At 68.4% G+C, this 1,033-nt stretch carries 1 pseudogene; it reads left to right on the top strand.

Features of this window, described 5'->3' with window-relative positions:
• Positions 1 to 76 precede the first annotated feature (76 nt).
• A pseudogene (locus ACTWPW_RS64295) lies at positions 77 to 1,033 on the top strand (IS3 family transposase); the annotation flags it as partial.

The raw sequence follows: 1,033 nt of genomic DNA, 5'->3' as shown, positions 1-1,033 counted from the left end.
AACGGTACTTCCCCCTGGTTGGTGGACACGCTGATACTGGATCTTGCTTGATCCAGAGGAAGCGAGAAGACCGCCGATGGCGTTGAAGGACTACTCGGAGGAGTTCAAGGCCGATGCCGTGGCCTTGTACGAGTCCATCCCGGGCGCGACCTACAAAGGAATCGCCGCCGATCTGGGCGTGAGCCGGGGCAGCCTGCGCGTGTGGGTGCTGCGGGCGCGCGCCCACCGCGGTGAGGAGCCGGTCAGCCCACCGGCCAGCCCGGATACCGGGCGCAACCGGCAACCTGCCGGGGCGGATGACGAAGTTGCGGAGCGGATCCGGCAGTTGGAAGAGCGCGTGCGTGAGCTGGAGGCCAGCGAGAAGAAGCTCACCACCGAACGCGACATTCTTCGCAAAGCGGCCAAATATTTCGCCGGGGAGACGCACTGGTGAACCGCTTCCAGTTCGTTGACGACCACCGGGACACCTTCGGGGTGAAGCGGTTGTGCCAGGTGATCGGCCTCAACCGGGCCAGCTACTACAAGTGGCGCGCCGGTGCCGCAACCCGGACCGCGCGGCAAGCCGCCGACACCGCCCTGGCCGAACGGATCCGCGCGGTGCACGCCGAGTTCGACGGCACCTACGGCTCCCCGCGAATCACCGCCGAACTCCGCGACCAGGGCATGACGATCAACGCCAAACGCGTCGCGCGGGTGATGCGCCAGTTTGCCATCGCCGGCACCCGCCTGCGCCGACGCGTGCGCACCACCGTCCCCGAGTCGGCCGCCACCCCGGTGCCGGACCTGTTCACGCGGGACTTCACCGCCGCCGAGCCGGGCCGCAAGTACTTGGGCGACATCACCTATCTCCCGCTCGGCGGCGGGGACTTCCTCTACCTGGCGACCGTGCTGGACTGTTTCAGCCGCCGGGTGGTGGGCTGGTCGATCGCCGACCACATGCGCACCGACCTGGTCGCCGATGCGCTGAGGATGGCCGCGGCGACCCGGGGCGGCCTGGCCGGCTCGGTCTTTCACAGCGATCATGGGGCGCAAG

The sequence above is a fragment of the Nonomuraea sp. KM90 genome (assembly GCF_052246675.1).
Classification (GTDB): Bacteria; Actinomycetota; Actinomycetes; order Streptosporangiales; family Streptosporangiaceae; genus Nonomuraea.
This window is presented reverse-complemented; position numbering and strand designations above follow the sequence as displayed.